Here is a 14,279-nt window from a genome sequence, read left to right on the forward strand (position 1 = left end):
TCCCGGTTGACCCCGCGGGCTAGCATGGCCCCTAGCCCGCGAAAGGACTACGACGTGCCCGCAGAGATCCGAAGCAGGACCTTCCGAGGAACGGCTTTGGCCGTCAGCGCCGTGCTGCTGGCGTCGATGCTGGGCATCGTCGTCGATGCGGCCGCACCGACTCCGGCGCTCGCAGCGCAGGACCCGACTGTCTGTCAGGACTCCGTAGCTCTCGTCAATGGCGGTTTCGAGCAGCCGACGGTTCCCGCGGGCAAGTACTCATTGCTGGACGAGTCCGCTGTCCCCGGATGGTTCACGACCGATACGCAGAACAAGATCGAGATCTGGAGCAGCGGGTTCAACGGCGTCGCGTCGGCTGAGGGCAAGCAGTTCGCCGAGCTCAATGCGTACAGTGCCAGCCGGCTGTATCAGGATGTTCCGACGACCCCCGGTCAGACGTTGTCCTGGTCGCTGAACCACCGAGGACGCCAGGGCACGGACGTCATGCGCGTGCTGATCGGCCCGCCCACCGCCCCGGTGCAGAACGGTGCGAACCTCAGCGACGGCCTCGCCTGGGGAACGCACACCGGCACCTACACGGTGCCGGCGGGGCAGACCACCACTCGTTTCGCCTTCGAAGCAGTGAGTTCGGCGGGGGGCAACGCAGCCCTGGGCAATCTGCTCGACAACATCACGTTCGGCACCGGCCCCTGCCTCATCACAGACAAGACCGTCGAGAACATCTCGAGCGGCGGGACGGATGCCGAGGTCGGCGACATCCTGCGCTACACCGTGACGACCCGCAACGACGGCGGAAACCCGGCGCGCCAGTCGGTCTCGACCGACGTCCTCGACCCCGGCCTCGACTTCGTGCCCGGCTCGCTGCAGATCGTGAATGGGCCCGGGACCGGAGCCCTGACGGATGCCGCAGGCGACGACCTCGGCGAATACGCGTCGGGCGACCGGACTGTTCGCGTCAGACTCGGGGACCTCGCGACCGCCACGGCAGGAGGTGCGATCCTCGCCGACGTCACCACGACGTACTCCTTCGACGCGCGCGTCAACGTCGACGGCGCCGACATGACCATCGTCAACGAGGCGCAGGTCGCGTTCCGTGACGACGTCGTCGCGCAGGATCGCGTCTCGACGTCGCAGACGACGGAGACTCCGGTGGGAGACGCGGCCGACCTCGAGATCGTCAAGACGCTCGACACGTCGCCGCTGGTCGCCGGTGGACCGATCTCCTACACGCTGACCGTCACCAACAACGGTCCGCAGCCGGTCGATGACTTCGAGGTCTACGATCCGATCCCCGCCACGGTGACAGGTGCGCAGGCGCAGTCGACGAACGGCTCCTGCGTCGTCACCGGAAGCGTGAACTGCACCGGTGGTGCGCTCGCGGTCGGCGATTCGGCCGAGATCACGATCACCGGAACGCTCTCGGCCGATGCGTCGGCCGGCTCCGCGGTCGTGAACACCGCGCAGGTCGAGTCCGCCACCACGGATCCCGACCAGTCGAACAACACCTCGACGGCGTCGGACACCGTCACCTCGACCGCCGACGTGGCGATCGAGAAGACGTTCGCGCCGGAGACACCGGTCGCCGGCGACCAGGTCGTCTACACGATCACCGCGACGAATGCGGGCCCTTCGGCGGCCCAGGACGTCGTGCTCACCGACCCGCTGGACCCGGAGACGACGTTCGTCAGCGCCACGGTGGATGCCGGCACCTGCGCCCTGGACGACTCAGTCGTATCGTGCGACATCGGGACGCTGGCGCCCGGCGCGACGGTCACAGCGACCGTCACGGTGACGCTCGCACCGGATGCCGATGCGGCGGTCCAGAACACGGCCACGATCACGACGTCGACGTCCGATGCCGACGCGACGAACAACGCCAGCTCCGCCAGCTTCGATCCGACGATCATCGCCGATCTCGCCGTGACCAAGACGGCGTCGGCGTCGACGGTGACCGCTGGTGACGAGTTCACCTACACGATCGGGGTCGAGAACATCGGCCCGTCGATCGCGCAGAACGCCGTTCTCACCGACACCGTTCCCGAGGGCATGACGGTGCAGAGCCTCTCCGCATCCACCGGCGCGGAGTGCGTCTTCGACGCCGCGAGCGTGCGGTGCGACTGGGCGACGCTGCTCGAGGACGAGACGGCCACGATCGACGTGACGGTGCAGGTCGCGCCGGACGCTCCGGCCGGGACCCTGATCAACACGGCATCGATCGCGTCGCCGTCGGATGACGCGGAGACGGCGAACAACTCGGCGTCCGCGACCGTCACGGTGGAGCAGAGCGCCGATGTGGGCATCGCGAAGACGGCGACGCCCGCGACCGGCGTTCCCGGCACCGAGCAGTCGTTCACGATCACGGTGACGAACGACGGACCGTCGACGGCCCGCGGGGTCTCGATCGCCGACTTCCTCCCGGAGGCATTGCTCGACCCCGCGTCCGAGGAGTGCGTCCTCTTCACACGCATCTTCAGCTGCAGTGTGGGCGACCTGGCCCCCGACGCATCCGCTTCCGTCACGATCACGGGCACCATCGCCCCTGACGCGACGGGAACCCTCACGAACACCGCGACGGCATCGTCGGCCACGCCGGACCCGAACGGCGACAATTACTCCTCGACTGTCGAAGTCCCCCTCGCTCCGTCTGCCGACGTCTCGGTGACGAAGACGACCTCCACGCCGAATGTGGCGCTCGACGGCGACGTCGCCTACACGATCACGGTGCGCAACGAGGGTCCCTCCACAGCGACGGGTGTGTTCGTGTCCGACGTCGTCGAGGACGGCATCGCCCTCGTCTCCGCCGAGACCACGACAGGCACCTGGTCCGTCGACGGCTGGGCCGTCGGTGACCTCGCTCCTGGAGCGGAGGAGACGATCACCGTGGCCGCCGTCGCCACCGGGGAGGGCACCTTCACGAACACGGCCACGGCGTCAGCGGAGACACCGGATCCGGACAGCGGAGACCTGGTCAGCGCCGTCGATGTCACGGTCGCCGCGTCGGCCGACCTCTCGGTGGTGAAGACGGCATCACCCGATCCCGTCTCGGTCAACGGACAGATCACCTACACGCTCGTCGTCCAGAACGCGGGACCGAACGCCGCCGTCGACATGGTGATCTCCGACCCGCTTCCGGCCGAACTGATCGATGTCACCACGACCACCCCCGGGTGCACGATCACGGGCAACGAGTTCCGCTGCGTCGTCGACTCCTTCCCTGCCGGCTCCGGAGGCGAACTCCAGTACACCGCGACGGTCGACCCCGCGACTCCGTCCACGTCGGTCACGAACACGGTCACGGTCGGCTCTGCGACCGCGGACCCGAATACGGCGAACAACACCGATTCGACGACGACGCCGATCACCGGCAGCGGAGCGATCGAACTGACCAAGTCCGCGGCCGCGGCCACCGATACCGACGGCGACGGCCGCATCGACGCCGGTGACGAGGTCGCCTTCAGTTTCGTGGTCCGCAACGCCGGTCTCACCACGGTCACGGGCCTGGCGATCGACGACCCGCTGCTCGGCGGTGCCCTCGATTGCCCGGCGTTCGCCGACCTGACCCTCGCCCCGGAAGAAGAGGTGTCGTGCGGCCCGATCCCGTACGTCCTCACCCAGGCCGACATCGATCGCGGCGGCGTGACCAACACGGCCACTGCGACGGCATCCTCTCCGCGTGGAGATCTGTCCAACCAGGACAGCGTGAACGCCATCACCCCGGCTGCGAACGGTGTGAGCCTGGAGAAGTCCGCCGGGCGGCCGACGGACGCGGACGGCGACGGAGCGCTCGGTGAAGGCGACACCATCGAATACGGCTTCACCGTGACCAACACAGGCACCACGACGCTGTACGGCATCGCCGTCGTGGACCCGCTCCTGGGCGGATTCATCGAATGCGCCCAGACTCCGGACGGCACGCTCGCGCCAGGCGCGTCGATCGACTGCGGGCCGGTGACATACACGCTCGCTCAGGACGACATCGATGCCGGCTCGGTCCACAACACCGCCACGGTCACGGCGCTGTCGCCGGCCGGCACGGTCACGGACTCGGCCGAAACGGATGCCGACATCGACGGCACGGACGCGATCGAGCTGCACAAGACCACCGGCGCGGTCACCGACGTCGACGGCGACGGCCGGTACGGCGCCGGTGACGAGATCGAGTACTCCTTCGAGGCGACCAACGTCGGTACGACGACCATCACGCTCGATACGCTCACCGACGACAAGCTCGGTGGCGATGTCGAGTGCTTCACCGACGGCCCGGTCAGTCTCGCCCCCGGCGAGGCGCACAGCTGCGGCCCTGTGGATTACGTCCTCACCCAGGCGGACATCGACGCAGGGGTCGTGGACAACACCGCGACCGTCGAGGGCGATGGACGCGAGCCGGTGCAGGACGACGCTTCGGCGCAGGTCATGATCGCCGGCATGCCGGCGGTCTCGCTCATCAAGACGGCGGGAACGCCGACGGATGCCGATGGTGACGGGCGGATCGGTGCCGGAGACGAGATCTCCTACTCGTTCACCGTCACGAACACCGGAACATCGACGCTGACGGATGCCGCGATCGACGATCCGCTGCTCGGCGGCGCGCTGGAGTGCCCCGCCCTCTCCGGCGAACTCGCGCCGGGTGCGGATGCCGAGTGCGGACCCGTGACCTACGTCCTGACGCAGGCCGATGTCGACGCCGGCACCGTGCACAACGACGCGACCGTCACGGCGCAGTCGCCGTCCGGTGAGGTCGGCGACGCCGCGTCGGCCGATGTCGCCGTGGTCGGCACGGATGCCATCGCACTGGTCAAGACGGCGGGTGCTCCGGTCGATGCGGACGGCGACGGACGTATCGGCGCCGGCGACACCGTCGCTTACTCGTTCACCGTGAGGAACACGGGAACGACCACGGTGACGGATGCCGCGATCGACGATGCTCTGCTCGGTGGGGTGCTCGAGTGCGTGGACCTCGCCGGCGCAGCTCTCGCCCCCGGCGATGAGGTTGGCTGCGGACCGATCGCCTACACGCTCACGCAGGCCGACATCGATGCGGGCGTGGTGCGGAACACCGCGACGGCGACGGCAGCCGCATCCGGCGGACCCGTCGCGGACGATGCGGCGGCGACGGTCGCCATCACGGCCTCGAACGGCATCAGCCTGGGCAAGACCGCCGGCGCTCCGACGGACGTCGACGGCGACGGCGCCCTGGGCGCCGGTGACACGGTGGCGTACACGTTCACGATCACGAACACCGGGACGACGACGCTCTCCGGCATCGTCGTGTCCGATCCCATGCTCGGCGGCGTGATCGAGTGCGCGGGGCTGGACGGCCCCGCGCTCGCCCCGGGCGGAAGCATCGATTGCGGACCGGTCGTGTACACGCTCACCCAGGACGACGTCGACGGCGGGGTCGTCCGCAACACGGCGACGGCGACCGCCGAAGCGCCGACCGGCGACGTCGAGGACACCGCCGTTGCCGAGACGACGATCGACGCCACAGCGGCGATCGAACTCGTCAAGACCGCAGGTGCCTTGGCCGACACGACCGGCGACGGGCAGATCGGTGCGGGTGACGAGGTCTCGTTCACGCTCACCGTCGCCAACATCGGCACCACGACGGTGACGGATGCCGAGATCGAGGATCCGCTGCTCGGCGGTGTGCTCGAGTGCGAGGCGCTCGCCGGCGTGTCGATCGCCCCCGGCGAGGTGATCGACTGCGGCCCGTACACATATACGCTCACGCAGGAAGATATCGACGCGCAGACCGTGCACAACGAGGCGACGGTGACGGCGGGCGAGATGGCCGATGATGCGAGCGTCGACGTGATCATCGGCGGCTCGGACGGCATCGCACTGGACAAGGTCGGCTCGGCTCCGGTCGACACGACCGGCGACGGTCGCATCGGCGCCGGCGACGAGATCGCCTACACGTTCACCGTGCGCAACACCGGCACGACGGTGCTCCGCGATCTCGCGATCGAGGACCCGCTGCTCGGGGGAGTCGTCGATTGCGCCGTCCTGGACGGCGCGGAACTCGCGCCAGGAGATGCGATCGAGTGCGGACCTGTCGTCTACCTCCTCACGCAAGAGGACGTCGACGAGCAGTCCGTGCACAATGAGGCGACCGTCACCGGCAGCGGGATCGGATCCGTCGACGCCGCCGCGACCGAGGACGTCACGGTCACCGGTGTCGACGGCATCGCTCTGGTGAAGTCGGCTGCCGCGATCGCGGACGCGAACGACAACGGCGTGACGGATGCCGGCGACACGATCGACTACACGTTCGCAGTGACGAACACCGGTACGACCACGGCGTCGGACCTGTCGATCGCGGATGCGCGCGCGGAGGGCGGGATCGCGTGCGAGGCGACGTCGGTCGCTCCGGGCGAGATGGTCCTGTGCGGGCCGGTGACCGTCGCGCTCACGCAGGCGGACATCGACGCCGGTGAGGTCGTGAACACGGCGACGGCGACGGCGACCGGTGCCGGTGGAGCCGAGATCACCGCCGAGTCGAGCGTGACCACGCCGATCGATGCGCAGCCGGCGATCTCGGTGGAGAAGACCGGTGGAGACTACGCGGATGCGAACGGCGACGCGAAGGTCAGCGCCGGCGACACGGTGCAGTTCCGGTTCACGGTGACGAACACCGGGGCGGTGACCGTGACCGATGTCGTGATCGACGATCCGAAGCTCGGCGGTCCGGTGGCGTGCGAAGCTCCGGATCTCGCACCGGGAGAGTCGTTCACGTGCGGCCCCGTCCTCTATACGATCACCGCGGACGAGGCGAAGGCGCACGCCGTCACCAACGCGGCGACCGTGACGGCGATCAGCGGGACGGCGACGATCTCGGCATCCGATTCGGTGACGGTCGATCTTCCCGAACTGGCCGTGACCGGCGGCATCGTGACCGGACTCGGCTGGGCGATCCTGCTGATCGCGCTGGGTCTGCTCGGGATGCTGATCGCACGGATCCGCCGGACACGACTGGTGTGACACGAGAACGGGGCGGAGCCGATTCGGCTCCGCCCCGTTCCGCGTACGCATCACTCCTTGATCGGCAGCACCTGGTACTTGCCGGTCGCGCCCGGTGCGGGAGGGACGACGGCGACGAACTCGCCCTTGCCCTGAACAGGGGCGGCGACGATCTCCGGCGGGAGGCCGGGGGTGAGGGCCGCTGCGCTGATGCCGCCTTTGAGGATGCCGGCTTTGATCGCCGCGGCCGAGGCGGCCTTGGCGCCCTTCTTGTCGAGCGCCGCGATCTGGGTCGCGTGCTGCTGCACGATCGCATCGAAGTTCTCGTCGGGGATGCTCGGGTGCGACACGTAGACGACGTCGACCGTGGCATTGCCGTTCTTCACTTTGAGACCGGTGAAGCGCTGGCGCCCCACCCAGCCGCGCGACCGGAAGTCGGCGAACAGCGTCGCGCCGTTCTTCCGGCGGGTGGAGAAGTGGACGATGAGCAGGATCACGCCGAGCGGGATCAGGATGATCGGTCCATACACGTACAGGAAGCGCCACATCTCGGCGCGGCCGGAGCGGCCGCCGGTGAATTCGACGGCCTGCGCGTCGAAGAAGTAGCGGAAGATCAGTCGCCAGTTCCAGTCGCTCGCCGAGCCGAGTTGGAAGATGTTCATCGCGATGCCGAACAGGCCGGCGATGAGGCTGGTGAGTCCGCCGACGTACATTGCGCTTCTCGGCGTCACCGCCTTGGCGAATCCTTCTGGCGTGGACAACTGCTGCTGGACGGTGCCGATGCTCATGGCGAAGAGCATAGCGAGTGGCTGCCGCCTCGCTCAGCGGAAATCGATCAGCCCCGCCCGCGCGGCGGTGACCAGGATCTGCACGCGGTCGCGCAGATGCCACTTGGCCATGATGCGCCCGAGGTGCGCCTTCACGGTGCCCTCCGAGACGATGAGGGCACCGGCGATCTCGGCGTTCGACATCCCGGCGGCCAGGCGATCGAGGACCTCCGTTTCGCGTTCGGTGAGCGGCTCGAGGTCCGCCGCACCCTGCGCACCGGAGGATGCCTCGCGCACGTGACGGATGAGCATCGACGCGACGCGGGGCGACAGCGAGCTCGCGCCGCCGTGCACCTCGCGGATGCCGGTGACGATGCTCTCGGCGCTGGAGTCCTTGAGCAGGTATCCGGCGGCTCCGGCGCTGAGCATCGGCAGCACGGTGTCGCTGCCGTCGAGTGTCGTCACGGCTACCACCCGCACATCCGGCCAGCGCTGGGTGATCGCGGCGGTCGCTTCGATGCCGTTCATCTCGGGCATCTGAACGTCCATCATCACGACATCCGGTCGGTCGTGCGCGATGGCCTCGAGCGCCTGGCGGCCGTCCTCGGCCTGGCCGATCACGTCGATATCGGGGTCACGGGACACGAAGTGCGCGAGCGCGGTGCGCACGAGAGGGTCGTCGTCGACGATGAGCACACGGATCTCCGGCATGCAGGAAGCCTAACGGCTGAGCAGAGTGTCCATGAGCGTCTAGACCTTTGGCCAAACAAGTCTGCCAGTGAGTCGGATGTGCTCGCGGGAGAACGTCGAGAAGATGTAGTCATTGCTGGACAAACGACCAACTTCGGAGGTGAATGACCATGACTTTCTGGGATCAGTTCGGACGCTGGATCGGCCTCTACCGCTAACCATAGCTGGCGGATAGGACATACTGAACTATGGCTTTGGACCGGTCGGCGCGGAGCGCCTCCGACATCCTTCGACTGGGACGCGGAGAGAAGCTCACCGTCGTCGAGCGCATCTTCCTTCTGGCCATCGTCTCCGGTGTCATCCTTCTCGACGTCTTCGGCATGCTCTCCACGCCGGACGCCGATCTTCTCCGCTCCGCGGTGAGCATTCTGGCCACCGCGACTCTCGCACTCTTCGTCGTCTCGCCCCTGGTGGCGACATGCGCTCTCGGCCTCGCCTTCGCGGTGTCGTTCATCGTCGACGCTCAGACCCTGGTGTTGACGACCGCTGCCGTGGCCGCCGCGCTCGTCATGCGTCTCGGGCGCACATCGCTGATCCTGTCGTACACGGCAGGCTTCCTCGTGGCCACGGCCGTCATCGCGTACGGCGACACGGTCGCCCCCGTCAACGTCGGCATCTACCTCATCGCAGCGACCGTCTCCGGCGGCGTGGGCTTCGCACTGCGGATGGCCTTCGCCCGCGGTCACCGACTCGAACAGCAGCTCGCCGCCAGCGCCGAACAGGAGCGCCAGGCGGTGCTCGCGGAGCGTCGGTGGATCGCCGGAGAGCTGCACGACAGCATCGCGCATCATCTGACCATCGTCTCCCTGCACGTCCAGATGCTCGATGACGAACAGGCTCGCCCGGACTCGCAGGAGGCGATCCGCGTCGCGGCCCGCAAGGCGATGACCGACCTGCGCTTCGTGATCGATCTCGCCGAGGACGGCCCTCGTGGCGCGGAGGTCCAGATCGGCGACCTGGCGGCAGCTCTGGCCGAAGCACGCGAAGAGCTCGAGGCGGCTGGCCACGCGGTCGCCTTCCAGGGAGATCCTCGTGATGAGCGCATCCCGCGGTCGGCCGAGATCATCCTCGCGCGGGTCGCTCGCGAATCCGCGACCAACATCCTGAAGTACGCCGGTGCCGGTGCGATCGAGATGCAGCTGAGTGTCACCGATGAGACGGCGATGCTGACGATCGGCAGTCCGATGTCGGCGACGGCGCGGCGCAGCCTCTCCTCCAGCCGTACGGGGCTCGAGCGCATGGCCGAGCGCGTGCTCGGAGGCAGCGGAGAGTTCAGCGCCGGCGAGGTCGGTGACCGGTGGGTCGTCATGGCGCGTCTGCCGATCGCTCGGCGACCCGATGCTGCAGTGGAATCTGTCCGAAAGTCGTAGAGGGTATCGACCTTCGACACTGTTCGGACGTGGATTCACGAACGTATCCTGAAGGCTCCCCAGAGTACGGCGTCCCCAGCGCCGTGATCGCGAGCGCAGGGTCCAAGGCTTCCAAACCGATCCGCGCTCGCGATCTTCTGTTTCCGGCGATGGTGTGCATTCCCGTCGCACAGGTGAACGGATCCTGAACTCTTGCCGGGGCGACCGGGATCGTGTTGCGCAAGGTGCCAGAGTGACAGGCGGATCTCCGCCGTGCACACTCGAAAGGCCGCCATGCAGTACCGCCATTCCGCCGCCCTTCCTTGTGCCGTCGTGTCCGCACTGATCGTGCGCGGTCTCGTCACCGCGCCGGTGCTGGTGGGCTGACGTGCGCACGCTGCTGCCCCACGCCGAACTGCGAGATGTCGTGCTGCGCCCCGCGGCGACCGCGCGGGTATGGCTCGGTGCGGGGGCGCCGCTGGAGACGGTCGCGGTGCCCGGGGTCGCGCTGGCGGCCGGGGATGCGCTGGTGGCCGTCGAACTGTCGACGATCTGCGGCTCCGACGTGCACACGGTGCGCGGTGACCGTCCCTCGCCCGCGCCCGTCGTGCTCGGGCACGAGAGCGTCGGTCGTGTGATCGCGATCGGGGAAGGCGGCGCGCACACGGTCGAGGGCGGGGAGCTCCGCGTCGGCGATCGCGTGGTGTGGTCGGTCACGGTGTCGTGCGGCGCATGCGACCGATGCGCGAGCGGGATCTCCCAGAAATGCCGGTCGCTCGCGAAGTACGGGCATGAGCGGATCGAGCCGCGCTGGGAGCTCACCGGCGGGTTCGCCTCTCACGTTCATCTGCGTCGCGGGACGGCGATCGTGCGGGTACCGGAGTCGCTCCCCGCAGCGGCGCTCGCACCCGCGTCGTGCGCGACGGCGACCGCTTGGGCCGCCGTCGCGCGCTCCGGACGGGATCTCGACGGCGTCGCGGTGCGGGTCTACGGTGCGGGCCTGGTCGGCCTTTCGGCGGCGGCCATCGCGGCAGACCTCGGCGCACGCGTGAGCGTCGTGGATCCGTCCGCGGAGCGGCGCGCACTCGCCGAGCGCTTCGGGGCCGAATCCGGCGCCGACCTCGGCAGCCCGAAGGTGGTGATCGAGGCCTCAGGGCACGCGGTCGCCGACGCGATCGACGCGGTCGATGTCGGCGGGACGGTCGTGCTGGTGGGCAGCGTGTTCCCCGCCGACCCGATCGCGCTGGATGCCGAGGACATCGTCCGGCGCCTCATCACGATCACCGGTGTGCACAACTACGCGGGGTCGGACCTCCTGGCTGCTGTCGGGTTCCTCGCGGGGCGGGGCAGGGCGTACCCGTTCGCCGACGTGGTCGGGGCAGTGCACCAGCTCTCGGATGCCGAGGCCGCGCTCGAGGCGGCGGCCGCACCGGGCGCCCCGCTGCGGATCGGCCTCGTTCCGCGGTGAGCCGGGGCCGACCCTGACACGGCACTCCTGGCGCGGTGCGACCGCGCCAGGAGCGCTCAGTGATTCCGCAGCGCCGTGATGAGTTCGCTCTTGCGCTTGCCGGAGTAACCGTGCAGGCCGAGCTCCTTCGCGCGTTCCTTGAGCTCCGGGACCGTCCAATCCTCGTAGCTGCCTGATTCGCCGCCGCGCCGTCCGACGTCCGATCGGCCTTTCTTCGTGCCGCCCGTGGCGTTCGAGATCCGCGCTGCTTTCTCCTTCGATGCGCCGTCCTCGCGAAGCTCCTCGTACAGCTCCGGATCCTTCAGGCGAGATCGCTGATCGCGTGGCATGTGCTGTCCTCCTTCAGAGCGAGATGCGTTCGACGGTCTGGCCGGTGTCCTCCGCCGGCATCGCACGGGCGATGTCCGCCTGGCTGACGATGCCGACCAGCAGGTGGTCATCGATCACCGGAAGCCGGCGGACCTGATGCTCCTGCATGCGCGCGAGCGCGACCGAGATGTCGTCCGACGCCGTGACGGTGATCGGCTTGCCCATCGCCAGTACCCCTGTACGGGTGGTTTCGGGGTCCATGCCGTTCGCTACCGCCTTGACGACGATGTCGCGATCCGTCAGCATCCCCTTCAGCCTGCTGTCCTCCCCGCAGATGGGCAGGGCTCCGACATCCAGCTCCGCCATCACGGTCGCGGCGATGTGCAGCGAGTCGTTCTCGCCGATGCATCGAGCGCCTGGCGTCATGATGTCGCTGACCAAGGTCATGATGTTGCTCCTCTCCTGTGCATGGGGGACACGATACGAGCGCCTACCGGACCCGCGACGGGGGTTGACACTACGCTGTCGGCAGGGGAACAGCTACGACGGAGAGCCCGATCGGGCTCCACGAACGAGAGGGTGTCGCATGGGCAAGTTCATCTACGATGGCGGCGTCAAGGTCGAGATCGAGGACCGCGCTCTCACTCACATCCAACTGGTCATCAGCGCGAAGCTGCGACGAGGAGAGCCGTTCCCGTTCTCGTGGCGTGAAGACGCCAGCGTCGGAGGCGGCCGGACGACCGTGTGGGTGCACGCGTCCAGTGCGCTCGTGTTCAAGTACTACGGCAGCCGATCGCCGGCGATCAATCGCGCGTGGATCGAGGCCCTGGCCTTCACCGCGAACTCTCCCGGCGGGCTCTACCTCGTGCCGGAACCGGCGGACGGCGGCGAACCGGTCACGGCGGAGAATCCCGCGCTCTGATCCGAAAGCTCAGGCGGGAGCGGGAACGCGCAGCTGCTGACCGGGTCGATCCCCGTCACGGTCACCCAGCCGTCGGCGAGCAGCGCCGCGTCGCTGTCCTCCGCCGGAAGGAGCGGCAAGTCCTCCACGGCGAGACGCACGTAGTGCTCGTCCGCCTCCGTGAGCGTGGTCTGGACGATGCCGAACGGCGCGAGCGGGGCCTCAACGAAGCCGCGCGCCTCCGGAGCGTTCGGCACATTCACGTTCACGACCGCGCCCCGTGGGCGGGTGAACAGCAACGGCACCAATCGCAGCGCGGCATCCGCTCCGACGTCCCAGTGGCACGTCTCCGGTTCGATGCCGACGTCCAGGGAGACCGCCATTCCCCACGTGCCGCCGAGGCCGCCGGTCAGCGCGGCGCCGACGGTGCCGGAGTGCAGGATCGCACGGCCGACGTTCGCGCCATGGTTGACCCCGGAGAGCACCAGGTCCGCGGGGGAGCCGAAGGCGCCGCGCGACGCGATCAGGGCGATGAGACCCGGACCGCCGTGCACAGCGTGGGCGCGGACGCCCTCGAGGCCGTCGAGCTCGCGCTTCTCGATGCGGATGCGGCCGTCCGCCTCTTCCGCCAGGATCGAGGCGCTCGAACCGCTGGACTGCTTCGCCGGCGCCGCGACGATCACGTCGAAGCCGGCCGAGACGGCTGCCGCGGCGAGCGCATGCAGCCCAGGGGCATCGATGCCGTCGTCGTTCGTGACGAGCACCCGGGTCATGAGTCCTCCTCAAGAGCAGCGCGCGCGGCGAGCCCTTCCGGGCTGGTGCGCTCTTCGGCGATCGGTGCCTCATCGGTGTCGATCATGCGCTGACGGACTCGATCGCGCAGTCCCCGGATGGCTGATCCGTCTCCGGTGCCCAGACCGTGCCTGGTGACGTTGAGCGCTCCGGCTGCGGCCCCGAGCGAGATCGCGCGCCGCAGCGGTTCGCCGTGCACGAGCCCGGCCACGACGCCGGCGGTGAGCGAATCACCTGCTCCTCGCGTCTCCGCCTCGGCGAACGCCGGCAGGGAGACCTCGACGGTCCCGTGCTCGTCCATCAGCAGCAGCGGATCCGAGGAGCGCGTCACGATGACCGCCCGCGCGCCCGCATCGCGCAGGGTGCGCATAGCGGCGCGGATGGCGTCGGTCGAATCCGCTTCGATGAGCCCATCGTCCCTGAGCTCCTCGTGGCTCACCTTGAGCACATCGACCCCGCCAGAGACGACGGCCCGCATCCGGTCGCCGGCGAGATCCGCCACGACCCGGCGTTCGTCGCCGCGCAGATCCGCGGCCAGGCGGCGGTACATGTCCGGCGGTACAGTCTCGTCGCCGGCCGGGCCGCTGAGGATCGAGATGCGTGAATGCGACGCGGCATCCAGCATCCGTGTGTAGAGGTCGTCGAGCTCGTGACGTCCGAGCGGGTCGCCCTGCTCCTCGGCGATCGCGACGCGTTTTCCCTCGCGGCGGTCGTGGACGTAGGCGGAGCCGCGTCCGGCACGCTCGACGGCGACGACCCGCAGGCCCTCATCCTCGAGCAGATGGCCGAGGGCGCCGCCGATCTCGCCCGTGAGCACGCAGCACATCGTCACCTCGCAGCCCAGGCGCCGGAGCATTCTCGCCTGCCAGACCCCCTGTCCGCCGGCATGCACGTGGATCTCGGAGCCCTGAGGGTGGTCCTCGACGGTGATGGTCAGCGTCGGAGACGGCGCGAAAACCGTGACATCGCTCATGTCGGCACAG

10 protein-coding genes are annotated in these 14,279 nt (G+C 68.8%); 4 read left to right on the plus strand and 6 right to left on the minus strand.

Features of this window, described 5'->3' with window-relative positions:
- Window positions 1-54 precede the first annotated feature (54 nt).
- Complete coding sequence (locus tag ACI7YT_RS03335; protein WP_406249071.1) at window positions 55-6,981, plus strand: hypothetical protein; 6,927 nt, start codon at window positions 55-57, stop codon at window positions 6,979-6,981.
- A 50-nt stretch (window positions 6,982-7,031) separates the two neighbouring features.
- Here the strand turns inward: ACI7YT_RS03335 and ACI7YT_RS03340 are convergent, their stop codons facing one another.
- A complete protein-coding gene (locus ACI7YT_RS03340; RefSeq protein WP_406249072.1) occupies window positions 7,032-7,748 on the minus strand; it encodes a hypothetical protein in 717 nt (238 codons plus the stop codon).
- A gap of 33 nt (window positions 7,749-7,781) precedes the next feature.
- Window positions 7,782-8,438, minus strand: a complete 657-nt coding sequence (locus ACI7YT_RS03345) for a response regulator (protein ID WP_406249073.1) — start codon at window positions 8,436-8,438, stop codon at window positions 7,782-7,784.
- A 227-nt stretch (window positions 8,439-8,665) separates the two neighbouring features.
- On the opposite strand from ACI7YT_RS03345, the gene ACI7YT_RS03350 reads away from it, so the two are divergent.
- Window positions 8,666-9,847, plus strand: a complete 1,182-nt coding sequence (locus ACI7YT_RS03350) for a sensor histidine kinase (RefSeq protein WP_406249074.1) — start codon at window positions 8,666-8,668, stop codon at window positions 9,845-9,847.
- Between the two features lie 367 nt (window positions 9,848-10,214).
- A complete protein-coding gene (locus tag ACI7YT_RS03355; protein WP_406249075.1) occupies window positions 10,215-11,294 on the plus strand; it encodes an alcohol dehydrogenase catalytic domain-containing protein in 1,080 nt (359 codons plus the stop codon).
- Window positions 11,295-11,350: 56 nt separating this feature from the next.
- Here ACI7YT_RS03355 and ACI7YT_RS03360 read toward each other — a convergent pair whose 3' ends face one another.
- Complete coding sequence (locus tag ACI7YT_RS03360) at window positions 11,351-11,623, minus strand: Rho termination factor N-terminal domain-containing protein (RefSeq protein WP_406249076.1); 273 nt, start codon at window positions 11,621-11,623, stop codon at window positions 11,351-11,353.
- Window positions 11,624-11,636: 13 nt separating this feature from the next.
- Entirely contained in the window at window positions 11,637-12,050 is a 414-nt protein-coding gene (locus ACI7YT_RS03365; protein WP_406249077.1) for a CBS domain-containing protein, read from the minus strand.
- Between the two features lie 139 nt (window positions 12,051-12,189).
- Between ACI7YT_RS03365 and ACI7YT_RS03370 the strand changes: the two genes are divergently transcribed.
- Entirely contained in the window at window positions 12,190-12,525 is a 336-nt protein-coding gene (locus ACI7YT_RS03370; RefSeq protein WP_406249078.1) for an ATP-dependent DNA ligase, read from the plus strand.
- Here ACI7YT_RS03370 and surE read toward each other — a convergent pair.
- Together surE and ACI7YT_RS03380 are read right to left on the minus strand one after the other, a co-directional pair.
- Window positions 12,462-13,277, minus strand: coding sequence for a 5'/3'-nucleotidase SurE (gene surE / locus ACI7YT_RS03375; RefSeq protein WP_406249079.1), 816 nt, complete (start codon window positions 13,275-13,277; stop codon window positions 12,462-12,464). The genes ACI7YT_RS03370 and surE overlap by 64 nt on opposite strands.
- The gene (locus ACI7YT_RS03380) at window positions 13,274-14,269 is read right to left on the minus strand and encodes a 1-phosphofructokinase family hexose kinase (RefSeq protein WP_406249080.1); all 996 of its coding nucleotides are present in this window, start codon (window positions 14,267-14,269) and stop codon (window positions 13,274-13,276) included. Before ACI7YT_RS03380 ends, surE begins: the two co-directional genes overlap by 4 nt.
- Window positions 14,270-14,279 lie beyond the last annotated feature (10 nt).

The sequence above is a fragment of the Microbacterium sp. M genome (assembly GCF_045181065.1).
In the GTDB taxonomy this organism is placed as follows: Bacteria; Actinomycetota; Actinomycetes; order Actinomycetales; family Microbacteriaceae; genus Microbacterium.